We start from the raw sequence: 25991 nt of genomic DNA, 5'->3' as shown, positions 1-25991 counted from the left end.
TCTCGCGCACGCCACCTCGCCAGAGCCGGAATCCCGACACGGACTGACGATCTTGGTCCGGTTGACCTGTGGGAACACGGTGCGTCCCTGCCTCCCACACCACCGCCGCGCAGGCACCGATCCCCCGGACAACTCCGCGTTCCCGACCGTGTCGCACTGGCAGGGCTCTGGTACCGGATGCACCGGATGGGGTGAGAGCGCAAACCTGGCTCCATCCCTTCGAGAGGCGCCCCATACGCCACAACGCCGAGCGGACGTCTGCCATCGCCGCTTCCTGAAGGCATTCTGAAACCCAGTTAGTCCGAGACGGCCGCGAAGCGGCGGGGCTGCCGCTCCCCCGCCCCGCCGCTTGCCGAGGCCGGGACTCAGCGCCCGCCCCCTCGGCCGCGCGCCTCTCACGCTCGGACGGCGCACAGGATCAGGGAACCGGGTCTGCGAGCGAGGACGCGGCGAGCATCTGCGTGGCGGCGAGCCGCCGGTAGAGGTCGTCGTCCCGCAGGAGTTCGGCGTGGGTGCCGGCGGCGCGTACGCGCCCGTCCTCCAGGACGAGGATGCGGCGCGCGTCGGTGACCGTGGACAGCCGGTGGGCGACGACGAGCACGGTCGTCGTCTCGGCGACCTCCGCGATGACGTCGCGCAGCTCGCTCTCGGTGAGCGCGTCGAGCTGGGAGGTGGCCTCGTCGAGGAGGAGCACGCGGGGCCGGCGCAGCAGGGCCCGCGCGATGGCGACGCGCTGCCGCTGCCCGCCGGACAGGGCGGTGCCGCGGTGGCCGACCTCCGTGTCGAGGCCGTGCGGGAGGCTGTCGACGAGGCCGGTCAGCCGGACCTGTGCGAGGACGCGGTCGATGTCCGCGGGGGCGGCGTCGGGCACGGCGAACGTCAGGTTGGCGCGCAGGGTGCCGGCGAGGACGGGCGCGTCCTGCTCGACGTAGCCGATGGCCCGGCGCAGGGCTGCCGGCTCCCAGTCCCGCAGGTCGCGGCCGTCGATGCGGGCGCTGCCGCCGCCGATGTCGTAGAAGCGCTCCAGCAGTGCGAACAGGGTGCTCTTGCCGCTGCCCGAGGGGCCGACGACAGCCGTCAGCCCGCCAGGACCGGCGTCGAACGACGCCCCGTCCAGCACGGCCGGGCCGTCCTCCCGGTAGCGGAAGACGACGTCCCGGAAAGCGATGGCGGCGCCGCGGTCCCCGGCCTGCCGTGCCGCGGGCACAAGGTGCTCGGCGCCCTCCCGGGGAGACGCCACCGCCGCGGCGTCCGCCTCCGGTTCCAGTTCCAGCACCTCGTGGATGCGGCGCACCGCGACGACGCCGACCTGGAGGCCGCTGATGCCGCTCGCCAACTGCGCGACCGGGCCCACCAGGTAGAAGAGGTACAGCAGGAAGCCGATGAGCGAGGCGACGCTCATCGACCCGTTCGCGACGCGCGCGCCGCCCAGCCCGAGCACCGTCAGGAACGCCAGCTGGACGACCAGTCCACTGGACGTGCCGGCGACCGCGCCCCACCCGGCGGCCCGTATGCCGGCCCGCCAGGCGCCGTGCGCCGCGGACTCCAGGCCCGCGGTCTCCCGCTGCTCGGCGTTGCTCGCCTTCACGGTGCGGATGGCGCCGAGCAGCCGCTCCAGCCCTGCGCCGAGCGCCCCGAGGGCCTCCTGCGCCTCCTTCCCGGCCCGCGCGATGCGTGGCATCACCAGCGCCGTGCAGAGCCCGATGGCGGCGACGACGCCCAGCACGGCCAGGAACAGGACGACGTCCAGCCAGGCCATCAGGACGAGCATGCCGACGAGGGTGACGGCGCCGACGAGGGTGTCGACGAGGTTGTTCGTCGCCGCTTCCCGCAGCAGCGTGGTGTCGGCGGTCACCCGGGAGATCAGGTCGCCGGGCGGCCGCCGGTCCAGGTCGGCGACGCGCAGCCGGGGCAGCCGGGCGACGAGGCGGCGGCGCGCGCCGAGGACCACGCTCTCGGCGGCCCGCTCGACGGTGTACCCGCCGAACGCGGCCGCCAGCGCTCCGCCGACGATCAGCAGCCCCAGCAGCAGCACCTGCCGGAAGACGGGCTCGTCGACGGCGAGCGCCTCGACGAACGACTTGGCGACCAGCGGCTGGGCGAGGCCCGCGACACCGCCGAGGGTGCTCAGGGCCGCACCGGCGACCAGGGCGGTGCGATGGGGGCGGGCGTGCCCCAGCAGGGCGCGGAAGGCCGACTCTTGCATCGTCGTGGGCTCCTCGGTCCGGAGAAGTCGGGTCGGTGGGCGGGGTGGGTACGGGGGCGGGCCCGGCCGCCGGGGCCGGTCCCGTGTCCGGCACGCGGTCAGGACATCCGCAGCACGGCCAGGATCTCCGGAGCCCGCTCGAACAGCCGCTGTCCCATGACCCGCAGCGTCAGAGCGGCGGCCAGCAGCCCGTACGCCGTCCCGATCGGCAGCAGCAGCCACGAGGAGGCCGTCCCGTCCAGCAGGAACGCGCCGGCGATGACCGGGGCGATGACGACGCTCCCCAGCATCGAGCTGAGGAAGTTCGCCAGGTGGTAGCCGCCGCTCTGGCCGGGGGCACTCACGCTGAACGGGTCCTCCGGATACGGGTAGGGGTGGTACACGCTGATGACCATCCCCATCGCGAACGTCACCCCGAGCAGCGCGAACGTGATGCCCAGGGCGGGTGCGAGCTGGTCGGTGCGCCCGGTGCCGAGGGCGATGCCGACGGCGACGGCCGTCAGCCAAGGGGCGATGAGGGCCAGCTGCGGCAGCATCCGGCCGACGAGCTCGGCGCGCGCCTGGGCGGCGGTGCGCAGGGTGGCGACGTTCGTCCAGATCGCGGAGCCGTCCAGCGCGAACAGCACGCCCGGGACGGTCAGGCCGAACACCCAGGCCCCTCCGACGACCACGTACGGGGTCTTCGCGCCGACCGGCACCATCACCACCGGGAACAGCAGGGCGTACGCGAACGCGGCGATCATCGTCATCCGGTGCCGCGGCGCCCGCAGGAACGCGCCGAACTGGTGGTGGGCGACGAGCAGGGAGCGGCTGGAAGCCAGGAGCCGGGCCCGCGGGCCGGTGCCCTGGCCGGCCCGCACCTTCACGGCCTGCGCGGTGGAGGCGTCCGCCGTGGTCATCAGCCGGGCGAGGGAGGCGTGCCACCACACCATCAGCAGCCCGATCAGCACGGCGGTGCCGGCGAGTTCGAGCAGGGCGGTGCCCGTGCGGCCCTCGGCGGCGGCCCGGACGGCGTCGGCGGGCCAGCCGGGCGGCGCCCAGCGCAGCACCCGCGCGACGACGGGCGGCAGCGCCGGCACCGAGCCGGCGGTCGTCAGCAGCAGGTACGCGGCGTAGCCGCCGACCGCGGCGAGGACCCCGCCGAGCGCGGCGGCGTCCTTGCCGCGCCGTCCCGTCAGGGCGCGGGCGAACGCGGCGAGCACGGCCCGGGAGGCGACGACGCAGAGCAGCAGCATGAGCGGCACGGCCAGGACGGCGGCCGCCGCTCCGACAGCGGAGTCGAAGGCACCGTCCGCGGCCCCGGCCACCGCGCCGGTGATCACGATCAGCGTGCAGAGCGGCCCGGGCCCGATCAGCGCCGATACCGTGGCCCCCGCAATCAGCCGACGGGGCCGTACCGGCAGGACGGCGAGCCGGGTCGGGTCGGCGCTCTCGTCGCCGCCGGCGCCGAACGAGACGGGCAGGGCCAGCCAGGCCACGGCGAGCCCGGTGAACGCGAGGACGGTGACATCGGCGGCGCGCTCCCCGCCGTGGTTGCCGGCCAGTCCGGCGGCCGTGTAGCAGGCCCCGGCCAGGGCTATGCTGGCGCCGGCGACGAAGCCGACGGCGCGGCCGGTGCTGCGGCGCAGGCTGCTGCGCAGCAGGGCGAGCTTCAGCCCGAAGAAGACCCCAACCATGCGAGGCTCCCTCCCTTCGCCTTGTCGGCGCGGGAGCCGACCAGTTCCATGAAGCGGTCGTTCAGGCTGCGCCCGGCGCGCACCTCGTCCAGGGTGCCGGCGGACACCACGCGTCCCCCGGCCATGACGGCGACATGGCTGCACAGCGCCGACACCAGCTCCATGACATGGCTGGAGAAGACCACCGTGGAGCCGCTCGCGGTGTACTGGCGGAGCACTTCGCGGATCGTCTCGGCGGAAACCGGGTCCACGCTCTCGAACGGCTCGTCGAGGAACAGGACGGGCGGGTTGTGCAGCAGGGCTGCCGCGAGGCCGATCTTCTTGCGCATGCCGGTGGAGTAGTCGACGACGAGCTTGTCGGCGGCCTCGGCCAGTCCGAGCACGTCGAGCAGCGCCTCGGCGCGGGCCTCGGTGTCGGCGGCCGGCAGCTCCCGCAGCCGGCCGGTGTAGCGCAGCAGTTCGCGCGCCGACAGCCGCTCGAAGAGGCGCAGGCCGTCGGGCAGGATGCCGATGCGGTGCTTGGCCTCGTAGGGGTCCTGCCAGACGTCGTACCCGGCGACGGTGACGGTCCCGGCGTCGGGCCGCAGCAGGCCGGTGATCATCGACAGGCTGGTCGTCTTGCCGGCTCCGTTGGGGCCGACGAGGCCGTAGAAGCTGCCGCGGGGGATGGTCAGGTCGATGCCGGCGACGGCGGTCTTGTCGCCGAACTGCTTGCGCAGACCGCGCACTTCCACGGCGGCCTGAGCCGCGTCGTTCTCGGGGGGCCGTTGCATGGGCGGTGCCTTTCGGTGCGTGTGGGGGCGGTGGTGCAGGCGGTGGGGGGAAGCTCGCGGGTCGTGCCGTTCAGGAGGCGGGCGGCAGCGCGGGGGAGCCCAGGTTCCGGTAGGGGGCGGCGGGGTCGATGCCGGCCGCGGTGAACGCACCCTCGGCGCCGTCCGCGCCGGCGGAACCGTCCGCTTCGCCGGCGCGGGCGGCTGCCGGGGTGTGCCCGTGGGCCCGTACGGCGGCCTCGGCGAGGGCCGCGGCCCGGTGCTGGCCGAAGCTCAGGCCGCCCGCGCCGGGCCGGGGGTCGTCCGGCTCCCAGGCGACGGCGGTGCCGGGTCCGAGGCGGTGAGTGAAGACGGAGGTGTCCGGGCCGATGCCGGGCAGGCCTCGGACGGCGTCGGCGACGGTGTGGCAGGCGGCCCGCGACTCGGCGCCCAGGTAGACGACGAGGGCGTCGCGGCGCGGGTAGGAGTCGGCGTCGGAGAGCACCTTGGCGTGGTAGCCGGCTCCGGCGGCCTCCAGGCGTCCCAGGACGGCGCTCCAGACGGCGGCCGCCCGTGCGGGGTCGGTGATGTGCACGTACACGCGCAGGAGTTCGGCGTCGAAGTGCGGCTCGCGCGATCCTGTGGCGTAGAAGAAGCCGGGCGACAGGGCGGGGCGGGCCGGTGAGGCGGTCACGCGCACCTCGGCGCCGGCCGTGAGCGGCCCGTCGGCGCGCAGCCGCCCGGCGGGCACCCGCACGCGCACCCCGTCCCAGGTCACCAGGGCCTCGCCGGCCCCGTCGCCGGCCCCGTCCTGCGAGGGGCGCAGCAGGACTCCGGTGCGCTCCACCTCACGGTGTGGCAGCGCGGCAGCCAGTTCCCGCTCGAAGGCGTGGTCGCGCACGAGGAGCGGCCGGCGGCGGGTGTCGGCCTCGGCGCGGCCGGTGTGGAACACCTCGTACAGGGCGGCGCCGAGGCGCTGCTGGAGTTCGCGGGCGGAGTCGGCCTCGATGGTGCGGGGGCCGACGGTGGCCGTGCGGCCGTCGGCGGAGAGCCGGATCCCGTCGACGGCGCGGGCGAGCGCGGGGGCGAGGGCCGGGGCGGTGCTGCCGGTGGCGGGGGCGGGGGCGGTATTCACGAGGGGTCTCCGAGGCCGACGGCGTGGGTGAAGCGGGCGGGGGCGAGGAGGGCGGTCCGGCCGATTCCTGCGGCGGCGCGTTCGATGCCGAGCAGGCGGTTGGACCGGGCGGCGCCGGCCAGGAGGCGGTCCAGCAGGTGCCAGCCGGCGAACGCGGTGGCCCGCTCGGCGAGCCCCGGGTCGGCGTCCGGCCGGGCGTCGCGGTAGCCGCCCCAGAACTCCTGCACCAGCGGCCGCAGCCGGGCCAGCTTCTGCGCCCCGCGGGCGAGTACGGTCTCGCGGGTCATGGCGAGCCCGGCAAAAGCGGCGGTGTCGGTGTCGCCGCGGGAGGTGACGATGTCGTGTACGGCGCGGTGCAGCCACTCCCCCGCGAAGCCGCCCACGTCGCGGGCCGGGTCGGCGAGCCGGAACTCCTCCCAGTCGGCCGCGTACAGTTCCGCGCGGCCGCCCGCCGCGGCGGGGGCCGTCACCAGGAACTGGTCCAGCCGGAGGTCGCAGTGGGCGGGGACGCGCGGCGCGGCCCGCTCCGCGGCGAGCAGCCGGTCCACGGCGCCGATCAGCGGGCCGTCGTTCTGCAGGAGCCGCCAGGTCTCCAGCTCGCCGCCGCTGAGCTCCTCGAACGCGGCGGCGGGGAGGGCCTCCAGAAGCGCGGCCGACGGCATGCCGGGCACGGCCCGGTCCAACCGCTCCGCCCCGGCGGGGCGGGCGTGGAGCAAGCCGAGCGCGGTGCCGGCGCGGCGGGCCAGCTCGGGCGTGAACTCCTGGTCGGCCATCAGTTCGGCGCCGCTGCGGGCGTCGTGGAGATACTCGAAGGCGAGCAGCCCCGCCTCGCGGTCGCTGCCGAGCAGGGCAGGGCCGCGCAGGACTCCGCCCGGTGCGCCGGCCGTGATCCGTTCGAAGGCCAGCGCCCGGTCCATGCGGGCGGCGACGTCGTCGGCGGGCCCGGTCAGGCGCTTGACGAAGACGCGGGCGCCGCCGGTGGTCCGGCCGGCCCAGGTGTCGTTGCGGCCGGGCAGGGCGGTGACGTCGGCACGGTCGAAGGGGCCGGTGCCGATCCGGCGCAGCAGGGCGTCGACCTCGGGGGCGGTGTCCAGGTCGACGGGGCGGAAGCGCAGCTCCGTACGGGGTGTCGAGGCGGCCGCGCCGGACGGCGGGCGGGTGGGGGCGGTGGCGGTGCGGGTCACGGCGTCTCCTCGGCCGGGTGGTGGGTCGCCGGCGCGGCGAGGACCCCGGCGTAGGCGGGCTGGGCGAACAGGGCGGCGCAGGTGCGGGCCACGTCGTCGGCGGGTACGTCGTACAGGGCGGCGGGGAAGCCGGCGAACTCGTCGGCCCGCCGGCCGGAGGCCAGCCAGCCGGAGAGCTGGTCGGCGAGCGCGGCCTGGGTCTGCGGGACGAGGGCGAACTGGCCCGCGCAGTACCGGCGGGCGGCGTCCGCCTCCGCTTCGGTGGGTGGCGCCGTGCCGGTGCGCCGCAGCTCCTCGCGGACCGCGGCGGCGGCCTCGGCCGCGCCGTGGTGCGGGAGCCGGGCGCGGACCTGGATCAGCGGCCCGGTTCCCGCGTGGTCGCCGAACCGGCCGGCGTACGTGTGGAAGCCGTACGGGGCGGCGGCGGTCCGCAATGCGGGGAGGCGGGCGCCGGGCTGGCTGCCGCCGACCACGGCCACGGCGAGCCAGCGGGCGGCGAACGACCCGGCCGCGGCGGACTCGGGCGCGGCCCACAGCAGCTCCGAGGCGTCCGCGGGGACGCCAGGAGGCAGCCTCAGCAGGGCGAGGCCCTCGGCGGCGGCGGCCGGGGGCCGGGGCGGTGCGGCGATGCCGGCGGCCAGGGGGCGCAGGGCCTCGGCAGCCGCGGCGGTCCAGGCGTCGGGGTCCAGGTCGCCGACGGCGGTCAGCTCGATCCCGCCGGCGCACGGCAGCCCCGGCGCCGCGGCGGGCGCGGGCTCGGCACCCAGGATCCGGCGGCGCAGGGCTTGTTCGGCGAGCCAGGCGGGGTCGGTGACACGGGATCCCATCCGGGCGCGGGCCCGCGGCTCGGCGGTGGCGAGTTCCGCAGGGGTGGGCGGTTCGGCGAGCAGCCCGGCGAGGGCGGCCGGGTGCGGGGCGGGCGCGGGCAGCCACGCCTCCAGCAGCACGGCCCCGCTCTCGACGGTGGCGCGGGCCGGGCCGGAGCGGGGGTGGCGGGCGGCCCAGCGGTCGGCGAGGACCAGCGCGAGGCGCTCGCGGTCGGCGGGTGCCGCACCGGCCGGGGCGGGCAGCCGCAGCCGCAGCTCGACGAGGGGCGCCCGCGCGTCGCGGACGGCGGCCACGGCCGGGCGGCCGGGGCCCGGACCCGTGCCGCTCTCGGCGTACGCGGGCAGCCCCGGCCCGGCTTGCCCGTCGGTGCTGCGCCGGGAGCCCGCGCGGGAGCCCGCTCCGGCGGCGGCGCGGCCGGCCGTGACCGGGGCGGAACCGGGGCCCGCCGCCGGGGCCCCGGCGGCGCGGAGGCCGCGGAACGGCACCGGTTCGCCGCCCGGGAGCAGCGCGAGGACGGCCCGGTGCTGGGCGGTCATGGCCCGGGCGGCGGCGCGGACCCGGTCGGTGGAGACGGCGCGCAGCCGCGCCGGCAGCTCGTCGAGGAGGCCGGGCCGGCCGAAGAGGATCTCCAGCCGGCCGAGCGCGCGGGCCCGGGCGGCCGGCCCGTGGTGGTCGCGCAGGTGCTCCTGTGCGAGCCGTTCGGCGGCCTCCTGCACCCGGCGGTCGGCGAGCCCGGCGCCGGCGAGTTCGGCGAGGGCGGCGTCGAGGCCGTCCAGCGCGGCGCGTGCGCCGTCCTCGTCGGCGGCGGGCAGGGCGATGACGAGGGTGTCGGGGTCGAGGGCGTCGAGCGGCCCGAAGAAGCCGCAGCCCGCGTCGGCGGCCGGGGTGGTGAGCAACCGGGCGGCCACGATCCGGTCGAGGTAGTCGTCGAGGTCGGCCGCCGGGTCGGGCAGCCGGTAGCCGACGGTCACGGCGCCGCCCCGGGCCAGCCTCCGCACGGCGGTGCGGTCGGCGGCCAGCGGCGGTTCGGCGAGGGCGGGGCGGGCCGGTGCGGCAGGGCCCGCGGGGACGCCGGAGAAGTGGCGGGCGACCAGCGCGCCCACCTCGTCGGGCTCGCCGCCCCCGGACACCGTCACCACGGCGTTGCCGGGGGTGTAGTGCGCACGGAAGAAGTCGGTGCAGTCCGCGGGGGTCAGGCGGGCGAGGGCCGGAAGGTCGCCGTAGCCGTCGTGGGCGTTGGCCCAGCGGTCGTACATGAGGCCGGCGAGGAGCGGCCACGGCAGGACGCCGAGCGGCGAGTCGTGGCCGGCGGCCCTGATCTCCGCCTCGACGCCGGCGAGCTGCTCGGTGAGAGAGGCGGCGGTGAAGCGGGGGGCCCGCATCCGGTCGGCCTCGGCGGCCAGGGCCCGCCCGAGGGCGGCTGCCGGCACGGTGTGGACGTAGTCCGTGTAGTCCTGGTGGGTGGTGCCCTCGGCGGCGCCTCCGGACGCCATGAGGGCGGTGAAGTAGGCGCGGTCGGGGAAGTGTTCGCTGCCCTCGAACATCATGTGTTCCAGCAGGTGGGCGAGGCCGGCGCGGCCTTCGGGCTCCGAGCGGAAGCCGGCGCCGTAGTGCACCGCGACCGCGGTGAGGCCGACGCCGGGGGCCGTGTCGACGACGACGCGCAGCCCGTTGCCGAGGACCAGTCTGCGGATCCCGGTGCTGCCGTCGGTCATGCGGCGGCCTCCTTCGTGAAAGCAGTGGCGAGCACCCCGTACAGCCGGGCCTGGCCGACCGAGTCGGGGAGGTAGGCCGCCGTGTCGTGGGCGTGCAGCGCGATGCGCAGGGCTCCGCCGCGGAGGTGGCTCTCGCGGGCGCAGGGGCCGGGCCCGGCGGCATGTCCGCTGCCGTAGCCGTCCAGGAGCGCGTCGACCGGCTGCTGCCAGCTGCGCGGCTCGGTGGCGCAGCCCATCAGCCAGCGCAGTTCGACGAGTTCGCCGACCATCCAGCCGAGGTCGAGGTGCGGCGGTGCCGCGCACAGGTCCTCGCCGGTCAGCAGCGCGGCCGGGCCGTCCGGGGTGCCGTCGGGGCCGGGCAGGACGAGCGCGCCGAGGCCGGGGGCGCCGTGCGAGAGGACGTGCCCGTCGGAGGGTTGCACGGCCTCGGCTGCCCAGGCACGCAGCGGCCCGACGGCCTCCGCGCCGAGCAGGTCGGCGGGGGTCGCGCCGGCGGCGGTCGTACGGCCGGAAAGCCAGCGGTGCAGCCGTACGGCGGCGCGGGAGGGCCGGCGGGCCTCGTCGGGAACGGGCTGCCGGTGCAGGGCGGCGAGCAGCGCGCCGACCCCGCGCAGGACGTCGGCAAGGGCGCGGGCGCCTCCGGGGGCGGCGTGCGGTCCGCCGCCGGTGATCAGCCAGTGGGCGGCGGAGTGGCGGCCCGGGGCGTCGTAGATACGGGCGCCGTCCGGCGCGGGCCGTCCGAGCAGCGGGCGCACGGGGGCGCCGGCGGGCACCGCCCCGACGGCTTCGCGCAGCCGGTCGGCAAGCGGGGTGAACCCGTCGGCGGAGGCCGGGCCCGGGCGGCGCAGCCAGCGGTGGCCGCCGCCGGGCAGGGCGGTGACGGTGGTGTCGAGCAGTCCGGTGCCGAAGGCGTCGACGACGGTCCCGCTCACGCGGCGGACTCCGGTTCGGGGCGGCCCGCGGCGAGCCGGCGGTGCAGGGCGGCGACGGCGCCGAGGAGGTCGGGCAGCGGGGCGGCGGCCCAGCTGTCCATGCGGCCGGTGGTCATGCTGAGCGCGGGCACCGGTGCGGCGACGACGGTGTTCGGCCGGGTGGACAGGGCGTCGACATGTGCGCGGTAGGCGTGGCTCTGCGCGCCGCCGGGAGGCAGGGCGGGTGCGACACCGACGGGCGCGGCCGTGCACTGGGCGGTCAGCAGCGACGGGCTGTCGGCGAGGCCGAGGGCGAGGCGGGCGGTGTAGGAGAACGTCGCGGGATAGACGACGACGGCTTCGGCCCATGCGGTCAGGTCGACGTGGGGGGCGCGCAGCACGGGCTCCTCGGGCCAGGAGTCGACGAGGGTGCGGCGGCTGGTGAGCAGGTTGAGCGCCTCCGGGGTGACGAACCTCCGGGCGCTGGGCGTCAGGACGGTCTGGACCTCGAGCGCGGGGTGGGTGCTGCGCAGCCACAGGATCCAGGAGGGCAGCTCGGAGGCGGAGACGGAGCCGGTGGCGACGAGGAGCAGCCGGGTGAACGGGAGCCTGTCGGCGGCGGTATCGCCCGGGGTGGAGTCGCGGGGTTCCACGGCGCTACCACCCGTTCCCGGTGAAGAGGGCTTCGAGGTCGCGCAGGACGGGGCGGGGCCCCTCCAGCATTCCGACTCCGGCGTTGTTGAGGACGACCTCGTCGGCGCCGGCCTCGTGGTAGGCGGCGATGCCCGCGGCCAGCTCGTCCGGGCCTCCGGTGAGGGCGCCGCCGGCGGCGGCCAGGCGTCCGGCGGTGGCGAGGGGGTCGTCGGGGTCGACGCCGATCCCGGCGCGGGCGAGCATGTCCGCGTAGTGCGGTCCGGCGAAGTGGCCGGCGTGCCCGGCGGCGAGGGCGGCCCGGACGTCGCGCCCGTCTGCCGCAGCGGCCATGGGGACGATCGCGGCGACCCGCGGCACGGGCCGGCCGGCGGCCTCGGCCCCTGCGCGCAGCGCGGGCAGGATGACGTCGCGCAGGTAGGAGGGGGGCGCCAGCCAGGTGACGGCGACGTCCGCGGCTTCTCCGGCCACGCGGGCCATGCCCGGGCGCAGCACGCCGAGCCCGACCTCGACGGGCGGGGCGGGGGTGGGCGGCAGGGAGCCGGTGTAGGAGAAGTAGCGTCCGCGCTGGTCGACTTCGGCGCCGTCGAGAAGGCGTCGGACGAGGTGCAGGTACTCGCGGCAGGCGGTGAGCGGGCTCGCGTAGGGGGCGCCGAGCGCGGCGCGCTGGAAGGCCGGGGCACCGGGCCCGAAGCCGGCGGTCACCGGGTGTCCGGTCACGGCGGCGAGCGTACGGGCCTCCAGCGCGGCCTGCACGGGGTGGCGCAGCGGCATCAGGGAGACGCCGGTGCCGAACGGCACGCGCAGGCCCATGCCGCCGAGCTGCGCCATGATCTGGTGCTGCTCGCTCAGCAGCACCTGCCCCAGCCACAGGGCCCGCGCTGCGCGCCACTGCACGAACGCGGCGAACGGGGCGGCCTGTTCCGCGCGGGTCGGGACGATCGGCAGGACGACGGACACGCTGCGGCTCATCGCCGGACCTCCTGGAGTCACGGAAGTGGAAGAGCGGGAGATTCGGGGTTCCGGCGGCGGAACGTGAGTGCGCGATACGGCGGGATAATGGCGGCACCTGCCGCGGGCCGGTACCGGCCCGCGGCACGGCAGCGGCGGTCCTGGGCGCCTTGCCCGCGCCCAGGACCGCCGGGTTCAGCCGTCGTACGGCCTCACTGCCGACGTGGTCAGCAGGTCCACTTGATGGACGCGGCGGTGCCTGCGACCGTCACCTTGGTGTAGGCGATGGTGGTGAGGGTCGGGGTGATGGCCGGGGCGTCGGCCGAGGCCTCGAAGTTCAGCTCGGCGGCCTGGGCGTACGCCTCGAAGCCGCCGACGAGCTCCATGATCTCGACGTTCTCGATGTTCTGCACTGCACTCTCCGGATGTTCGACGGGAACGTCCGCCCCTTGTTCCGGCGGACGCTGTCCAGTCAACAACCCCGTTGCAGGTGCCGGCCATTGGCCCTTGGGGAGGTGTCCGTTGGGACAGTTTCCCGCGGACACAGCAGCTCATGGTGCAGGTGTGCCATCAGCGCGGCCTCCAGCCGGGAGCTGACCCCGAGCTTCTCCACGATGCTCGCGACGTGTGCCTTGGCGGTCCGCTCGACGATGCCGAGCCGCCGGGCGATGACCCGGTTGGCCAGACCCTGCCCGAGCAGCGCGAGCACCTGCCGCTCCCGTTCGGTCAGCGTCCCGATCCCCCGCGGATCGTGCACGGCACCGCCGAGCATGGCGCACTGGCACGCGCCGCCATCGTGCCCGCCGGGCCCGACCCGCTGCGCCGGAACCTGGTCAAAGTCCCGCACGGCGAGCAACCCCTGACGGGATATTTCTGTGCGCAAATCAGTCACACTCCCCCGATCGACTGTCGTGACGGCGATTGTAGGTGCAGGTAACAAACCAGCAAAATCAGCAAAGTTGACGATTGAAACATGCCAGGGAGGCGGGATTTGCCCTCCGAAGGGATCGCTGACCTGCGATCAAAAGGCGCGCCCTGGAAACCTCCACAGAACACCGACTCCTTCTGCGCCACGCGCGCCGACACCCACCACGCGCCATACGCCCTCACCGCTATCGGATGCCAGCCGCACAATTTGCCCTCGCAACCACGCGCCTGCACCGTTGTGCGGGTGAGACCCGAGGGGACCGAAGGGACGGATCCGGCCGTCTCAAGCCAACGAACGGCACCCTTCTCGGAGCGTCGTCGACGAGGACCCGCTGCGCGCCGGCGTGAAGCACGCGCGGACGGAGCACCGCCGAGCGGCAGGGCACGCAGGCCCGGGCAGCGCGGCTGCCGGCCTGGCGGGTGCCGGCCGGAAGGGCATGGGGGACGGCCCTCACACGTGACCGCCGGCCCGACGGCGCGGGCTCACGCGATGCGCAAGGGGCATGCCGCGCAGTCCGGGGAGCCGAACGCGCGGCGCCGCGTTACGCGCTGAGGAGGACCGGCCCCGTCGGGCAGGCCGTTTCGCGGAGGGTGCGGGCCTGCGCCTCGGGGTCGGTGGAGGCGAGAAGCGCGGAGAGGACCGCGATGCGGGCCTGCCCGGCGCGCAGCGTACCGGTGGGCACGGCTCCGGCGGCGACCAGGTCGACGGCCCCTCCGTGGGTGTAGATCTCGGTGACGGGCCCGGCGGCGACCCGGGTCGTGAGGGCGACGAGCACCCCCTGCGCGACCGCCGCCCGTACGGCGTCGACGATCTCGGGGGTCGCGTTGCCGGCGCCGGTGCCGATGAGGACGATGCCCCGCGCCCCGGCGGCCATCGCGGCCTCGAACAGCAGGGGGTCGCCGTCAGCGTGGTGCATGACGATGTCGACCCGCGGCGGCCGCTCCGGCATGGCGGGCAGCGGCAGCGGCTCGGGCCGCTGGGGCCGGCGCAGGACGGTGACCTTGCCGAAGCCGGTCTTGCCGAGGAGCTCCCGGGAGGGGTCGGCGAAGGCGTCCAGGGCGACGGCCTGCGTCTTGACGGTGCCGCGGGCTGCGTGCACCCGCCCGGCGAAGCTGATGAGGACGCCGAGCTCGCGGGTGGTGGCGGCGACGAGGAGAGCGTCGTACAGGTTGCCCGGCCCGTCGCCCTCGGCGGTCCCCATCGGCAGCTGCGAGCCGGTGAAGACGACGCTGCGCGGGTCGTGGTGGTGGAGGTCGACGAGGAAGGCCGACTCCTCGAGGGTGTCGGTGCCGTGGGTGACGACGATGCCGTCGACGCCGGGGTCGGCGAGGACCTCGTGCACGGTGTGCAGCAGGGTCAGCTGGTGGGCGGTGGTCAGCCGGGGGCTGTTGACGCTGAAGAGGTCGATGACCTCGACGGTGACCCCCTCGGGGAGCGGCGCCGTGGCCATGACCTCGCGCCCGTCGGCGTCGGCGGCGAAGCCGGAGCCCTGCCAGCGGCTGGCTATCGTGCCGCCGGTGCTGATGACGACGATCCGCCCCATGGCCACCCTTTCCCGCGTGCGGGTGATAACTCGTACTGATGTGCTGAGACACAGCACTGCGGGCAATGATAGGCGTTTCGTTACGCAATGCGATTGCCGCTGCCGCCCTGCGGGACGCGCATCCGTGGTGGATTATTGCTCCATGGACGCCATCGATCGTGAAATCTTGCGCGAGCTCCAGGCCGACGGTCGGCTCAGCAACCAGGAGCTCGCCCAGCGGGTGGGCCTGACCCCGTCCCCCTGCATGCGGCGCGTCCGGCAGCTGGAGCAGGACGGCGTGATCCGCGGCTACCGGGCGGTGATCGACCCGGAGGCGGTGGGGCGCGGCTTCGAGGTGCTCGTATCGGTGGAGGTGCGCCGCGACCGGGAGGCCGTCGAGGCATTCGAGGCGGCCCTGCAGGACATCCCGGACGTCATCGAGGCGTACCGCCTCTTCGGCAGCCCCGGCTGCCTGCTGCGGATCGCGGTGGTGGACCTGCGCGCGTACGAGCGCCTGTGGATCGAGAAGCTGACCGCGCTCTCCGGGGTCACGGAGGTCAACTCGCAGATCATCATGAAGCGGATCAAGGGGCCGACGGGCCTCCCGGTCTGAGCCGCAACCGCCGCCCGGAAGACCGGTATGCGCGGCCGCGCCCACCCTGCCCCTCCGGAGGAAACACCCATGAGAATAGCCCTGTTGGGGACGGGCGAGGTCTGCCACGTCCTCGCCCCCGCCCTCCTGGCGCGCGGCCATGAGGTGGTGGTGGGGACCCGCTCGCCCGGCGCCACCCTGGAGCAGAACGCGGCGTACGCCCGCGTGGCCGCCCGGCTGCCCGCGTTGAAGCTGCGCACCTTCGCGGACGCGGTGCCCGGGGCCGACCTGGTCGTGAACGCGATCGACGGGCCCTCCTGCGTCGCGGCGCTCACCCCGCTCGCCCCGGCCCTGGCCGGCCGCGTGGTCATGGACGTGTCGAGCCCGCTCGACTGGTCCGTCCCGGACGCGGCCCTGGACCCCGTGGACACCGACAGCCTCGGCGAGCGCCTGCAGCGGGCGCTGCCGCAGGCCCGGGTCGTCAAGACGCTCAACACTCTGGCCGCAGCCGCCATGGCGGCCCCCGGAGCGATCGGCGACGGCGACCACACCGTGTTCGTCAGCGGTGACGACCCCGACGCCAAGACCCTGGTGGGCGGCCTGCTCCGCTCCCTCGGCTGGAAGGACGTACTCGACCTCGGCGGGATCCGGACCGCCCGCGCCACCGAGATGATGCTGCGGATGTGGATCGACACCGCGACGGCGCTGGGCACCCCGCTGTTCGGGTTCAAGATCGTCCGCTGACCCGCTGAGCCTCGGGGCCAGCGGGACACCGAGCCGAGACGAGTCGTGCGTACCGGCCGAAAAGGGACGGGACGGCGGCAGCGGGGGAGCCCGCCCCTGGCCGGCCGCAGGGATGCGGCGGGCGGTCCGGACGGGGGCGGGCCGGCGGTGTCAGCGGAGGGTGAGCGGGGTCCCCGAGACGAGGTGCGTCAGCTTCTCCGGGTTGCGGACGAAGTAGAGGCCGGTGATGCGGGCGTCCTCGACGCGGACGGCCATGACGCCGTCGAGTGCGCCGCCCAGGTACACGGCGAGCGCGGGGCTGCCGTTGACCTCCGTGGGCTCCCAGGCGATCGTCTCCTCGACCTTGGCGGAGCCGCCGAGCCAGTAGCGGACGATCTTCTCGGCGCCGACGACCGGGCGCAGCGCGGCCCGCTTGACACCGCCGCCGTCGCTGAGCAGGACGACGTCGGGGGCGAGCACGTCGAGGAGGTCCTGCGGGTTGCCGGTCTCGACGGCGCGCCGGAAGGACTCCAGGGCGGCCCTGGTCTCCCGCGCGGAGGCCGTCCTGCGGGGGCGGCGGGCGCCGACGTGCCGGCGGGCACGGTGCGCGATCTGGCGTACGGCGTCGGGGCTCTTGCCGACGGCCTCGGCGATCTCCGCGTACTCGACCTCGAAGACCTCGCGCAGGACGAAGACCGCGCGCTCGGTCGGGGAGAGGCTCTCCAGGACGAGCATCATCGCCATCGACATGCTCTCGGCGAGTTCGACGTCCTCGGCGACGGCCGGGGCGGTGGCCAGCGGCTCGGGGAGCCACTGGCCGACGTACGCCTCACGGCGGCGCTTCACGGCGCGCAGCCGGTTGAGCGCCTGCCGGGTCGTGATCCGCACGAGGTACGCCCGCCGGTCGCCCACCTGCCCCAGGTCGACCCGCACCCAGCGCAGCCACGTCTCCTGGAGGACGTCCTCGGCGTCGGCGGCGGAGCCGAGGATCTCGTAGGCGACGGTGAAGAGCAGGTTGCGGTGGTCGACGAACGCCCGGGTCGCCGGGTCGGTGCCGTGCTCGGTCATCTCCCGGTCCTCTCAGCCGTGCGCCCGGGGGCGGACGGTCCCCCCGGCCTTCGGCGGGTACGCCGCGTGCGGCGCCCCGGTCAGGCGGTGCCTGCGCTGCGGCACGCCGAAGGTCGGGTGGGAGGTGCCCCACAGGGACATCGACACGATGGCCTCCTTGACGCGCGCGGCCTTCCGGCCGGCCACGGACTTCGGCTTCGGCCGGGCCTCGTGGTCGACCAACTGCAGGATGCCGTCGCGGCGCCCGAGGCTGATGTGGTTGCCGAGGTAGCTCAGCTTGACGTTCCTCGGCGCCCTGCGGCCGGTCAGACGTGCCGTGATCGCCTCCACGGCCTGCCTGCCGGTGTAGCCGGCCGAGGCGCAGGACATCGGCAGCGGCAGGCCGTTGTCGCCGGTGGCGAAGGCGCAGTCGCCGACGGCGTAGACGTCCGGGTGCGAGACCGACCGCATCGTCCGGTCGACGACGATCCGGCCGTCCTCGGTGACGTCGAGACCGCCGGCGGCGGCGAGGGGACTGACCGCGAACCCGGCCGTCCACACGGTCGCGTCGGACTCCAGGACCGCGCCGTCGGCGCACCGCACGCGCGCCGCTTCGACGGCCGCGACCTCCGTGTGCTCCCGCACGGTGACGCCCAGCCGGTCACAGGCCCGGCGCAGGTGCTCGCGGGCTCCGGCGGACAGCGTGGCGCCGAGCTCGCCGCGGGCCACCAGGGTCACGGACAGGGCGGGCCGCGACTCGGCGATCTCCGTGGCGGTCTCGATGCCGGTCAGCCCGTCGCCGACGACGAGCACCCTGCCGCCGGCGCCCTGCCGGGCCAGGCCGTCCAGGCGCTCGCGCAGGCTCAGTGCGGAGGGCCGGGCGGAGACGTCGAAGGCGTGCTCGGCCGCACCGGGGACGCAGTGGCGGGCCCCGTGGCTGCCGAGGGCGTAGACGAGCGTGTCGTAGCCGAGTTCGGCGGCGCCGTCGGGGCCGGCCACGGCGACGACCCGGCGCTCCGGCTCGACGGCGGTGACACGGGCCTGCCGCAGCCGGACCGCCGTGCCCGCGAAGACCTCGGAGAGCGCGGGAGCCGCGATCTCCTGGCCGGCCGCGAGCTGGTGCAGCCGCAGCCGCTGGACGAAGTCCGGTTCGGCGTTGACCACGGTCAGCTCGGTGTCCGCCGCGGACAGCCGCCGGGCCAGCATTCCGGCGACGTGGGCCCCGGCGTAGCCGGCGCCGAGGACGACGATGCGGTGCTTCACGATGTGCGCTCCCCTCGGATCGGTGACGCCCCGAGGCACGAGCAGCACGACTGGGCTGCCTGCGGCCTTCAGGGCTTTGCGGCCTCAAGACACCGAAGCCCAGGCTGCTGTGACAGCATGTGACCCACCTCACCCCACTCACGACAGCCAAGGCCGCGGCGCATCCCCCTGTCCGTGGTCACGACACACATCCTCCCCGAGACAGGAGTACACGGGACCATGGGCACACCGCATGACCCCGAGCAGCAGGACAGGCTGCCGTCGGAGTACGAGCTTGAGGCCTGGCGGGCCATCCAGGAGTTCCAGGGCCGCCCGCTGTCGCGAACCGTGCGCAACGCCGGCGAGGCAGTGGGCAACGGCGTCGCGGAACTCGGCAGGCGCGCGTCGAAGCAGTTGGAGAACCACCCCCGCGCCCAAGCCGCCGTTTCTCGCGGGCAGGAGTTCGTCGCCAAGGGTGCTCGGAAAGTCGGCGCCGGCGCGCGGGGGGCCGCCGAGGCCATGCCGGACTGGGGCGGCGCGGCCGTGAACTCCATACGGAAGACCGTGGGGCGGGTCTCGCGGGTCGGGCTTTCCCCCAAGAGAGTTGTGGCACGCCACCAGAAGCACGGGCACGAGGTCGAGTCGTTGCGAGACGTGCGGCGCCTGGACCTCCGGCAGGTGGACGCGGTGCGCGGGCGGGCGGCGAGCTGGTATTTTCCGGCGGCCGCAGCGCTGTCCGGGGCGACCACGGGTCTCGTGATCTCTGGAGGGCAGCTCGCGGTCGCCGCGTCCGCCGGCGCCGCGGCGGCGCCGTCGGGTGGTGCGATCGCGGGCGCCTTCGTCGCCGACACCGCGGCCGTCCTCGGACTCGCCTCCCGCGCGGTGGGCCAGGTCTCGCTGTTCTACGGCTACGACCCGGAGGAGCCTGCCGAGAAGCTCTTCGTGATGTCGGTCGTCAACGTGGGGACGGCGAGTTCGGCCACTGCAAAGAACGCCGCGATGGCCGACATCTCGCGGCTTACCCAGGCCCTGTTCCGCGGCAAGTCGTGGAAGGTCCTGAACGACTCGGTCGTCACCAAGGTGTCCCAGCAGTTCGCGAAGGCCTTCAGTTTCCGCCTCACGAAGAGGGGCCTCGGCAAGGCCGTGCCGCTGGTCGGGGTGGCGGTCGGAAGCACGCTCAACTGGACGACGCTGGAGGGGATCGTCGACGCCGCCGAGATGGCCTATCGACGGCGGTTCCTCCTGGAGAAGTACCCGCACCTGGCAGACGAGGAGGTGACCGGCTGGACCACCGACACCGACTCGGACACCCCGGACGACGCCGACGAGGAGATCAGTGTGCTGGCCGAGATCGTCACGGCGGGGGGACCCGACCTTCAGTGACCTCGCCGTCCCGGCGGTGGACGTGCCCACGCGACCGCCGGGACGAAGGTGCTCAGGCCCCCGCCGCGAACGCGACGAAGCGCGCCCAGCCATCCCGGCCGACCGCGAGGGCGGGGCGGGTGGCGTCCTTGGAGTCGCGTACGTGGACGGCCTGCGCGGCAACTGCGACCTCCACACAGTCATCACCCTGGCTGCCGCTGTAGCTGGACTTGAACCACGCCAGTTCCGTCGTGCTCATAGCTCTCCTCGGAGTCGCTCCAGCAGCCCCCGCGAGTCCTTGGCGTTCAGGGCCTGCGAGCGCAGTGTGTCATAGCGCTGGTGGAGCAGCCTCACCTCTTTGCCGTCAGCAATCAGGCGGCCGTTCTGCTGGCCCTCGGAGTACGCAAACCTCTGTCCCTTCGGTGTCTCCAGCAGTCGCAGCGGCCCGTCCAGGCACGCGTGCAACCCGGCCTGCAACGGCACGACCTGAAGCGTCACGTTCCGCGGGGCGCTCAGCTTCAGGACGTGGTCGTACAGCTCCCGCATCCGCTGCGTGCTCCCGAACCGGCGGCGGAGGACGTGCTCCTCGACGATGAAGCTGAACGGCGTCGTCGGCCGTTCGCACAGCATCCGCTGCCGTTCCATCCGGCTGGCCATGAAGTCCGCCAGCCGGTCGTCCGGCACCACCGGCACGGTTCCCTCGAACACGGCGCGCGCGTAGTCCTCCGACTGCAGAAGACCCGGCACCAGCCGGCACTCGTACGTGCACAGGCTCACCGCCGTCTTCTCCAGCCGCGCCCACTGCCGGAACCAGGCGGCGAGCCCTGCGTCGCCCCGGCTCAGGTGCGGGGCGGCCTTCCTCAACGCGCCCGTGTTTCCCGTGGCTTCCTCGGCGCGGTCGACGAACGACTCGTCCGGCATCCGCCGCCCCAGCTCCACCGATTCCACGGTGTGCCGGGAGAAGCGGACCAGTTCCCCGAACTGCACTCTGCTGAGGCCCGCGTGCTCGCGCAGGGCCTGGACGACGGCTCCGAAGGTCCGCAGACTGTCCGAGGGGCCGGGCTCCCGTTCCGTCTCGCAGGACGCCACCAGGTCGTCGTTGTCGCCCGCCTCGGCGTGCGTCGTCATCCGCGGCCACCTCCAGGTCCGTACGTACAGGTCGTATCCCCGCGATCGACAGCACCCAGGGTGGCGGCCGGCGCGCCGTACCGTCCACCGAATGTGCCCGTACGCTGACGCACCGTACGGGCCCCTGTACTGGATCACGACGGTCCGACCGGTGGGGCGGCCGGAGCTCGATGCCGTGCGCCCCGCCCTGTCCTGAACTGCCGTGCCCTGTGGCTGAACGCACAGGGGCGGGTCTGGCGGGGCGGCGGGCGGTCTGCGATGCTTCCGTCCGTCAAGCGACAGCGGAACGAGGAAGCCGGTGGGATTCCGGCACGGTACCGCCACTGTGTAGGGGGAGCGACTCCGCCCCAGGCCACCGCCCCGTCCGGGGTGGGAAGGCCGGAGAAGCTGTGATCCCGAGTCAGGAGACTCACGCCGTCGCACCTCGATGCAAGGGGCGGATTTCCCCGGGAGAGGCGGTGGCACCCGTGTGCCTGCGTTCGTGCGGAGGCGGCCCCGTGCTGCCCGTGCTCCGGCCTGACCGGCCCGACCGGCCCGACCGGCCTGACCGGCCTGACCGGCTTCACCCACAGTCCCGTTTCCCGGGGTTCTGACCCCCTGCGGGTTCCCTCCCCCACGCCGCATCCGCGCACCGCAGTGCCCTCACGCGCGGCCGACGAACGCCACCAGGAGTCACTTTGTCCGTACGATCCGTCATGCCCGGCCGCCGTCGGGCCACCGCGGCGGCCTTCGTCGCCGCCGCCCTCACGCTCACCGCCTGCGGCGGCGACGCCGGCACGACAGCCGGCCCCGAGGCGCGGGCCGAGGGTGAGGGGTGCATCAAGGACTTCGACCCGGCCAAGGACTACTTCCCGGTGAAGTCGACGGTGAAGCACGCCGAGAACTTCACCCTCCGGTACGAGAAGAGCTACCAGGTCCTCACCGTGAAGGAGCCCTTCCCCAAGGGGAAGCCCGAGTCGTACGTGCTGGTCAAGTGCGGTGCTCCCAAGCCGGAGCTAACCGGTGAACTGGCGTCCGCGCAGCAGGTCACCGTGCCCGTCAGGAGCCTGTACTCCGCCTCGACGACCCACCTGCCGCTGCTGACCGAGACCGGCACCCTGGACGTCCTGACCGGAGTGGCGAGCAGCGCGAACATCTCCTCCGCCCAGGTGATCGAGCGGGTGAAGGCGGGCAGGGTCACCGAGTACGCCAAGGACCGCACCCTCAACGCCGAAACCGTCATCGGGGCGAAGCCGGACGTGCTCATGACCCAGGGCACCGACGACCCGCAGTACCCGAAGCTCCGCCAGGCAGGCATCGCCGTGGTCGCCAACGCCGAGTGGCTGGAGGCCAGTCCGCTCGGCCGGGCCGAGTGGGTCAAGGCGATGGCCGCGCTCACTGGCGCCGAGAAGCGGGCGGGCGAGGTGTTCGACACCATCGAGGGCGACTACCGGAAGGTCGCGGAGAAGGGCGCCCAGGCGGCCAAGGCGGGCAAGCCCGTCGAGGTGCTGCCCGGCACGATGTACCAGGGCACGTGGTCCATGCCCGCCGGAGGCAGCTACGCCGCCCGGCTGATCAAGGACGCGGGCGGCACCTACCCGTGGGCCGGCGAGGCAGGCACCGGCGGCATGCAGCTGAACTTCGAGGCCGTGTACGCCAAGGCCGGCCAGGCCCCGGTCTGGATCGCCGACCAGAAGTGGAAGTCCACCGCCGACGCGGTCAAGGCCGACAGCCGGTACGGGCAGCTGAAGGCGGTGTCCGACGGCGCCGTGTGGACGAACACGAAGGCGCTCGGCCCCGGCGGCGGCAACGACTACTTCGAGCGGGGCGTGCTGCGCCCGGACCTGGTCCTCGCCGACCTGTTCGCGCTGATGCATCCGGACCAGGCCGAGGGCCACTCCTTCACCTTCTACCAGCCGGTGCCGAAGGCGTGACGACACATCAGACGACCGTGCCGGCACCCGCGCCGGCAGCGGCCCCGGACGCGGACACTCCGCCCGCGGGGCCGCGGCCGGTGCGGCGGCGCCTCGCCGTCGTCCTCGCACTCGCGGCCGGCACCGCCGTGCTGTTCGTCCTCGCCATCGCCACCGGCTCCCATCCCGTGCCGGTCGCCGAGGTGGTCCGCGTACTGTTCGGCGGCACCCCCGAGGACCCGCGGTGGACCGTGATCGTCGAGCAGGTCCGGCTGCCGCGGGCGCTGACCGCCTGCGCCGTCGGCGCCGCCCTCGCGGTGGCCGGCGTACAGATGCAGACCCTGTTCCGCAACGCGCTGGCGGACCCGTTCTCCCTCGGGGTGAGCTCGGGCGCCAGCATGGGCGTCGCCGCCGTGGTGGTCGGCACCGGCGGGGTCGCCGGCAGCTTCACCGGAGACCTGGCCGGCCTCGGGCGCGTGGGCGTCGTCATCGCCGCCTCGCTCGGCGCCGCCGCCGTCCTGGCCCTCGTCCTGCTGCTCTCCAGGTGGGTGCGGTCGGCCGTCACCCTGCTCGTCGTCGGCGTCATGATCGGCTCGGCGGCCACCGCCGTGGTCGGCGTGATGCTCGTCTACGCCCGACCGGAGCGCGCCCAGCAGTTCGTCATGTGGGGCCTGGGCAGCTTCGGCGCCACGACCTGGCCCGACCTCCACGTCATGCTGCCCGTCATCGGCGCCGGCCTGCTCACGGCGCTGCTGACCGCCAAACGCCTCAACGCCCTGCTGCTGGGCGAGGACTACGCCCGCACCATGGGCCTGAACGTGCGGCGCAGCCGCGATCTGGCGCTGTTCGGCACAGCGCTCCTGGCGGGTGCGGCCACCGCGTTCTGCGGGCCGGTCGCCTTCCTCGGCCTGGCCGTCCCGCACCTGACGCGGGTGGCACTGGGGACGTCGGACCACCGGGCGCTCGTCCCGGCGTCGATGCTCGCCGGGGCGTTCCTGGCACTGGCGTGCGCGCTGCTCAGCCAGCCGCCCGGCACGGATGCCGTGCTGCCGCTGAACGCCGTCACCTCGCTGTTCGGCGCACCCGTCGTCATCGCGTTCCTGATCCGCAGCCGCCGCGGCGTACAAGGAGTGGCCTCGTGACCGACATGACCGACACCATGACCGAGCCCCTCACCGACACCGCCGACGGGCCGGGCCGCCCCGGCGGCCTGGTCACGCAGGGGCTCGCCGTCGGCTACCGCGCCCGGTCGCCACGGCGCGGGCGCGGGGCGGAGCGGGCGGTGCTCACGGGGCTCGACCTCGAAGCCCGGGCCGGCGAACTGACCGTCCTCCTCGGCCCCAACGGCGCGGGCAAGTCCACTCTGCTGCGCACCCTGTGCGGGCTCCTGCCGCCGCTCGGCGGACGGATCCGCATCGGCGGCGCCGACCTCGCGCAGACGTCGCCGACCGCGCTCGCCCGGCGGCTGGCGGTCGTCCTGACCGACCGGGTCGATCCGGGACTGCTGTCCGCGCGGGAACTGGCCGGGCTCGGCCGCCACCCGCACACCGGGTTCACCGGCCGCCTCACCGCGGCCGACCACGCCGCCGTCGAGTGGTCGCTGCGGGCGGTGGGCGCGGAGCATCTGGCGGACCGGCCGGCCGCCGAGCTCTCCGACGGCGAACGCCAGCGCGTCCTGACCGCGCGCGCCCTCGCCCAGGAGCCCGAGGTCGTCCTCCTGGACGAGCCGACGGCCTTCCTGGACGTCCCCTCGCGGGTGGCGCTCACCGTGCTGCTGCGCGACCTGGCCCGCGACAGGGGCCTGACCGTGGTGGTCAGTACGCACGATCTGGAGCTGGCCCTGCGGGTGGCCGACGCGGTCTGGCTCGTCGACCGCGCATCCCGCGTCCACGCCGGGGCACCCGAGGACCTGGTCCGCAGCGGCGCCGTCGCGGGGGCGTTCGACGCCGACCACCTCGCCTTCGACCCGGCATCCGGCACCTTCGGCCTGCACCGCACCGCACGCGCCGCCGTCGCAGTGGACGCGCCCGCCGATGTGCTCCCGCTCCTCGAACGCGCCCTCGCCCGGGAGGGACTGGCCGTCGCCGGCCGGGGCGGCCCGCCCGCCGAGGGGAAGGTGGGCTGGGACGGCGCGGACCGCCTCATCCTCACCGGGCCGGACGGGCGGAGCATCCCCGTCCGGGGCTTCCACGAGCTCACGCGGACGGTGCGGACATGGTGACGCCGGCCCTCACCCCCGACGCCCTGGCCCGGGTCTCCGCGATCGGCCCCTACTTCGCGGTCGCCACCGGCCCCCGCCCCGAGGCGGGCGGCTTCCGGCCCCTGGCCGACCTGTACGACGCGGACCCGGGCGCGCTGGAGGAGTGCGTACGCACCGTCGCCGGGCGGCTGGGCACCGACCAGCCCAGGGTGGCCGCGTCCACCCTGCACCTGGGCACCGCCTCCCGGCTGTGGTCGATCGCCCTGGGCTGCGCCACGCTCACCGGCCGCGTCCCCGACCTGGCGCCCGACCGGCTGTGGTGGCGCCTGCCCGCCTCCGGCCCCCTCGACCTGTGGCTCCCCGACCCGGCGGAGGTGGACGAGGAGCCGCTCCCGGCCCTGCTCGGCACCGTGACCGTCCGGAACCTGGCCCCCTGGGCCGACGCCGTACGCCGCGTGTCGGGCGTGAGCCCGCACACCCTGCGCGGCAACGCCGCCTCCGCGCTGGTCGGAGCCCACCGCGTCCTGCTGGCCAGGGCGCCTGCCCCCGTCCTGCCCGTCATCCCCCTCGTCCGCGCGCTGCTGGACCGGCCGCCCCTGGCGGGTACCGGCACGTACCGCACCCGTCCCCCGGCACCGCCTGCCTTCCGGCGCCGCAGCTGCTGCCTGTACTACCGCGTACCGGGCGCGGGCACCTGCGGCGACTGCGTCCTCAACCCCAAGGAGAAGACCTCATGACCACCACCGAGCCGACCGTCGTCGAGACCCCCGGCGGCGGCACCCAGCACGTCTGGCCCCTCCCGGTCGACGAGGCCACCCTCCTCGACCTCGTCACCGCCGTCTTCACCGACCACTGGCAGCACATCCACTTCGGGCCCATCATCGAAGGCGCCGCCTGGGAGGTCGGCGCCCCGAACGCCCCCACCGCCATCACCGTGAACGACGGCTACGCCACCGTCGACTTCGGCGCCTGGCACTTCCACCTGTGCATCGGCGAGCACACCGCCTCCGGCCCCGAACTCGGCCGCATCCGCCGCTGCTCCCGCGCCGAGTTCTACCGCAGCATCGGCTCCGACGGCTCCCCCGTCAGCTGGGGAATCCGCCTGTTCAACGGCCGCGACGAGCAGATGATGACCGTCCTGCTGCCCAACCCGTTCCTCACCGACCGCCAGGACATCCTCGACACCCCCGACTTCGACCGGCTGGGGGCGTGGGACACGCTGCGGGCCCGCTTCCTCTCCCTGCCCGCCGACCCGCTGGACCGCACGGGCAAGGGCTTCAGGCACAGCGGCTGACCGCGGCCCGGCCCCCGGCGGCCCCGTGCCGGGCCGCCGGCCGGGGCACGGGCCT

The 25991-nt window shown here is 75.0% G+C and carries 24 protein-coding genes and 1 riboswitch; of the genes, 8 read left to right on the top strand and 16 right to left on the bottom strand.

Going from position 1 to position 25991, the window contains the following annotated elements; genetic code table 11:
* Positions 1-418: 418 nt before the first annotated feature.
* The 12 genes from C0216_RS08325 to C0216_RS08265 all read right to left on the bottom strand — a co-directional run bounded on the left by C0216_RS08325 (position 419) and on the right by C0216_RS08265 (position 14477).
* Positions 419-2206 carry an ABC transporter ATP-binding protein gene (locus C0216_RS08325; RefSeq protein ID WP_114054651.1) on the bottom strand — a complete coding sequence of 596 codons (1788 nt, stop codon included), beginning with the start codon at positions 2204-2206 and terminating at the stop codon, positions 419-421.
* A 98-nt stretch (positions 2207-2304) separates the two neighbouring features.
* Entirely contained in the window at positions 2305-3882 is a 1578-nt protein-coding gene (locus C0216_RS08320) for a transporter (protein ID WP_114054650.1), read from the bottom strand.
* Positions 3858-4655: an ABC transporter ATP-binding protein gene (locus C0216_RS08315; RefSeq protein ID WP_114054649.1), complete on the bottom strand. Its 798-nt coding sequence runs from the start codon at positions 4653-4655 to the stop codon at positions 3858-3860. Before C0216_RS08315 ends, C0216_RS08320 begins: the two co-directional genes overlap by 25 nt.
* 70 nt (positions 4656-4725) lie before the next feature.
* On the bottom strand, positions 4726-5766 hold the full coding sequence (locus tag C0216_RS08310; protein ID WP_114054648.1) for a T3SS effector HopA1 family protein: 1041 nt from the start codon (positions 5764-5766) through the stop codon (positions 4726-4728).
* The gene (gene lxmK / locus C0216_RS08305; protein WP_246042388.1) at positions 5763-6950 is read right to left on the bottom strand and encodes a class V lanthionine synthetase subunit LxmK; all 1188 of its coding nucleotides are present in this window, start codon (positions 6948-6950) and stop codon (positions 5763-5765) included. The genes C0216_RS08310 and lxmK overlap by 4 nt, the downstream gene beginning before the upstream one ends.
* Positions 6947-9493: a M16 family metallopeptidase gene (locus C0216_RS08300; protein ID WP_114054647.1), complete on the bottom strand. Its 2547-nt coding sequence runs from the start codon at positions 9491-9493 to the stop codon at positions 6947-6949. The genes lxmK and C0216_RS08300 overlap by 4 nt, the downstream gene beginning before the upstream one ends.
* Positions 9490-10425 (bottom strand): hypothetical protein, encoded by a 936-nt coding sequence (locus tag C0216_RS08295; protein ID WP_114054646.1) that lies wholly within the window; start codon positions 10423-10425, stop codon positions 9490-9492. The genes C0216_RS08300 and C0216_RS08295 overlap by 4 nt, the downstream gene beginning before the upstream one ends.
* Positions 10422-11057: a flavoprotein gene (locus C0216_RS08290; RefSeq protein WP_114054645.1), complete on the bottom strand. Its 636-nt coding sequence runs from the start codon at positions 11055-11057 to the stop codon at positions 10422-10424. Before C0216_RS08290 ends, C0216_RS08295 begins: the two co-directional genes overlap by 4 nt.
* Before the next feature lie 4 nt (positions 11058-11061).
* Positions 11062-12027, bottom strand: a complete 966-nt coding sequence (locus C0216_RS08285) for an LLM class flavin-dependent oxidoreductase (RefSeq protein WP_114054644.1) — start codon at positions 12025-12027, stop codon at positions 11062-11064.
* A 206-nt stretch (positions 12028-12233) separates the two neighbouring features.
* Positions 12234-12419 carry an LxmA leader domain family RiPP gene (locus tag C0216_RS08280; RefSeq protein ID WP_114054643.1) on the bottom strand — a complete coding sequence of 62 codons (186 nt, stop codon included), beginning with the start codon at positions 12417-12419 and terminating at the stop codon, positions 12234-12236.
* 59 nt (positions 12420-12478) lie between these two features.
* Positions 12479-12853: a helix-turn-helix domain-containing protein gene (locus tag C0216_RS08275; protein ID WP_246042386.1), complete on the bottom strand. Its 375-nt coding sequence runs from the start codon at positions 12851-12853 to the stop codon at positions 12479-12481.
* Between the two features lie 622 nt (positions 12854-13475).
* Positions 13476-14477: an asparaginase gene (locus tag C0216_RS08265; protein ID WP_114054641.1), complete on the bottom strand. Its 1002-nt coding sequence runs from the start codon at positions 14475-14477 to the stop codon at positions 13476-13478.
* A gap of 142 nt (positions 14478-14619) precedes the next feature.
* Here C0216_RS08265 and C0216_RS08260 point away from each other — a divergent pair, with 142 nt between their 5' ends.
* Together C0216_RS08260 and C0216_RS08255 are read left to right on the top strand one after the other, a co-directional pair.
* Positions 14620-15069, top strand: a complete 450-nt coding sequence (locus C0216_RS08260; RefSeq protein ID WP_114054640.1) for an Lrp/AsnC family transcriptional regulator — start codon at positions 14620-14622, stop codon at positions 15067-15069.
* A gap of 69 nt (positions 15070-15138) precedes the next feature.
* Positions 15139-15792: an NADPH-dependent F420 reductase gene (locus tag C0216_RS08255; RefSeq protein ID WP_114054639.1), complete on the top strand. Its 654-nt coding sequence runs from the start codon at positions 15139-15141 to the stop codon at positions 15790-15792.
* A 150-nt stretch (positions 15793-15942) separates the two neighbouring features.
* Here the strand turns inward: C0216_RS08255 and C0216_RS08250 are convergent, their stop codons facing one another.
* Together C0216_RS08250 and C0216_RS08245 are read right to left on the bottom strand one after the other, a co-directional pair.
* The gene (locus C0216_RS08250) at positions 15943-16839 is read right to left on the bottom strand and encodes an RNA polymerase sigma-70 factor (protein ID WP_114054638.1); all 897 of its coding nucleotides are present in this window, start codon (positions 16837-16839) and stop codon (positions 15943-15945) included.
* Positions 16840-16851: 12 nt separating this feature from the next.
* Positions 16852-18081, bottom strand: a complete 1230-nt coding sequence (locus C0216_RS08245; protein WP_114054637.1) for an NAD(P)/FAD-dependent oxidoreductase — start codon at positions 18079-18081, stop codon at positions 16852-16854.
* 219 nt (positions 18082-18300) lie between these two features.
* On the opposite strand from C0216_RS08245, the gene C0216_RS08240 reads away from it, so the two are divergent.
* Positions 18301-19443: an EcsC family protein gene (locus C0216_RS08240; RefSeq protein WP_114054636.1), complete on the top strand. Its 1143-nt coding sequence runs from the start codon at positions 18301-18303 to the stop codon at positions 19441-19443.
* A gap of 52 nt (positions 19444-19495) precedes the next feature.
* Here the strand turns inward: C0216_RS08240 and C0216_RS08235 are convergent, their stop codons facing one another.
* Entirely contained in the window at positions 19496-19681 is a 186-nt protein-coding gene (locus tag C0216_RS08235) for a DUF397 domain-containing protein (RefSeq protein ID WP_114054635.1), read from the bottom strand.
* Complete coding sequence (locus C0216_RS08230) at positions 19678-20550, bottom strand: helix-turn-helix domain-containing protein (RefSeq protein WP_114054634.1); 873 nt, start codon at positions 20548-20550, stop codon at positions 19678-19680. The genes C0216_RS08235 and C0216_RS08230 overlap by 4 nt, the downstream gene beginning before the upstream one ends.
* A gap of 228 nt (positions 20551-20778) precedes the next feature.
* Positions 20779-20983: riboswitch (cobalamin riboswitch) on the top strand.
* Between the two features lie 244 nt (positions 20984-21227).
* On the opposite strand from C0216_RS08230, the gene C0216_RS08225 reads away from it, so the two are divergent.
* The 5 genes from C0216_RS08225 to C0216_RS08205 are packed head-to-tail and all read left to right on the top strand — an operon-like array spanning position 21228 to position 25936.
* Positions 21228-22463, top strand: coding sequence for an ABC transporter substrate-binding protein (locus C0216_RS08225; RefSeq protein ID WP_246042384.1), 1236 nt, complete (start codon positions 21228-21230; stop codon positions 22461-22463).
* A complete protein-coding gene (locus tag C0216_RS08220) occupies positions 22460-23584 on the top strand; it encodes a FecCD family ABC transporter permease (RefSeq protein WP_246042382.1) in 1125 nt (374 codons plus the stop codon). The genes C0216_RS08225 and C0216_RS08220 overlap by 4 nt, the downstream gene beginning before the upstream one ends.
* Positions 23585-23589: 5 nt before the next feature.
* Entirely contained in the window at positions 23590-24663 is a 1074-nt protein-coding gene (locus tag C0216_RS08215; RefSeq protein ID WP_114058521.1) for an ABC transporter ATP-binding protein, read from the top strand.
* Positions 24657-25379 carry a (2Fe-2S)-binding protein gene (locus C0216_RS08210; RefSeq protein WP_114054631.1) on the top strand — a complete coding sequence of 241 codons (723 nt, stop codon included), beginning with the start codon at positions 24657-24659 and terminating at the stop codon, positions 25377-25379. The genes C0216_RS08215 and C0216_RS08210 overlap by 7 nt, the downstream gene beginning before the upstream one ends.
* Entirely contained in the window at positions 25376-25936 is a 561-nt protein-coding gene (locus tag C0216_RS08205) for a DUF7676 family protein (RefSeq protein ID WP_114054630.1), read from the top strand. Before C0216_RS08210 ends, C0216_RS08205 begins: the two co-directional genes overlap by 4 nt.
* Positions 25937-25991 lie beyond the last annotated feature (55 nt).

It is taken from the genome of Streptomyces globosus, from assembly GCF_003325375.1.
Taxonomy (GTDB): Bacteria; Actinomycetota; Actinomycetes; order Streptomycetales; family Streptomycetaceae; genus Streptomyces; species Streptomyces globosus_A.
The sequence above is the reverse complement of the archived record's forward strand: the minus strand, read 5'-3'. Positions and strand labels throughout refer to the sequence as shown.

Coding starts and splice junctions, on each gene's coding strand:
- C0216_RS08325 (WP_114054651.1), bottom strand. CDS start 2,206: ATGCAAGAGTCGGCCTTCCGCGCCCTGCTGGGGCACGCCCGCCCCCAT.
- C0216_RS08320 (WP_114054650.1), bottom strand. CDS start 3,882: ATGGTTGGGGTCTTCTTCGGGCTGAAGCTCGCCCTGCTGCGCAGCAGC.
- C0216_RS08315 (WP_114054649.1), bottom strand. CDS start 4,655: ATGCAACGGCCCCCCGAGAACGACGCGGCTCAGGCCGCCGTGGAAGTG.
- C0216_RS08300 (WP_114054647.1), bottom strand. CDS start 9,493: ATGACCGACGGCAGCACCGGGATCCGCAGACTGGTCCTCGGCAACGGG.
- C0216_RS08285 (WP_114054644.1), bottom strand. CDS start 12,027: ATGAGCCGCAGCGTGTCCGTCGTCCTGCCGATCGTCCCGACCCGCGCG.
- C0216_RS08265 (WP_114054641.1), bottom strand. CDS start 14,477: ATGGGGCGGATCGTCGTCATCAGCACCGGCGGCACGATAGCCAGCCGC.
- C0216_RS08260 (WP_114054640.1), top strand. CDS start 14,620: ATGGACGCCATCGATCGTGAAATCTTGCGCGAGCTCCAGGCCGACGGT.
- C0216_RS08255 (WP_114054639.1), top strand. CDS start 15,139: ATGAGAATAGCCCTGTTGGGGACGGGCGAGGTCTGCCACGTCCTCGCC.
- C0216_RS08250 (WP_114054638.1), bottom strand. CDS start 16,839: ATGACCGAGCACGGCACCGACCCGGCGACCCGGGCGTTCGTCGACCAC.
- C0216_RS08240 (WP_114054636.1), top strand. CDS start 18,301: ATGGGCACACCGCATGACCCCGAGCAGCAGGACAGGCTGCCGTCGGAG.
- C0216_RS08235 (WP_114054635.1), bottom strand. CDS start 19,681: ATGAGCACGACGGAACTGGCGTGGTTCAAGTCCAGCTACAGCGGCAGC.
- C0216_RS08230 (WP_114054634.1), bottom strand. CDS start 20,550: ATGACGACGCACGCCGAGGCGGGCGACAACGACGACCTGGTGGCGTCC.
- C0216_RS08215 (WP_114058521.1), top strand. CDS start 23,590: ATGACCGACACCATGACCGAGCCCCTCACCGACACCGCCGACGGGCCG.
- C0216_RS08210 (WP_114054631.1), top strand. CDS start 24,657: ATGGTGACGCCGGCCCTCACCCCCGACGCCCTGGCCCGGGTCTCCGCG.
- C0216_RS08205 (WP_114054630.1), top strand. CDS start 25,376: ATGACCACCACCGAGCCGACCGTCGTCGAGACCCCCGGCGGCGGCACC.